Raw genomic sequence first — 573 nt, 5'->3', positions numbered from 1 at the left:
ATGAGCTGGAAGGCATCGGACAGACGCAGGTCAACACCAAGGTGGACATGACCTTTGCGCGCGGCCTGCGCGCTATCTTGCGCCAGGACCCGGACGTGGTACTGGTCGGTGAAATCCGTGATGGCGAAACCGCCCAGATAGCGGTGCAGGCCTCACTGACCGGCCATCTGGTGCTCTCCACCTTGCACACCAACAGCGCGCTGGGGGCGCTGTCACGCTTGCAGGATATGGGCATCGAGCCATTTCTGCTGTCCACCTCGCTGCTGGCGGTGCTGGCGCAGCGGCTGGTGCGCACCCTGTGTCCTGACTGCCGTGAAGCACACCCGATTGATGCCGTGCAGGCGCAGCACATGGGCATTACGCCGCACAGCACGGTGTATCGGGCCGTTGGGTGCACACAGTGCAACTTTACCGGCTACCGGGGCCGTACCGGGATCCATGAACTTTTACTGGTGAATGACGACGTTCGCGCCGCCATCCACCGTGGCGACGGTGAACTGGCGATTGCCCGCCTGCTGGGGCCGGAACGTCTCACCATCCGCCAGGACGGCATCAACAAGGTGTTGGCCGGTT

At 63.4% G+C, this 573-nt stretch carries 1 protein-coding gene; it reads left to right on the top strand.

The window, feature by feature from the left end; translation table 11 throughout:
* On the top strand, nt 1–573 hold a 573-nt coding region (locus tag J5224_RS34315; RefSeq protein ID WP_264629303.1), incomplete at both ends, for a GspE/PulE family protein.

This window comes from Candidatus Symbiopectobacterium sp. NZEC135, from assembly GCF_025962695.1.
This window is presented reverse-complemented; position numbering and strand designations above follow the sequence as displayed.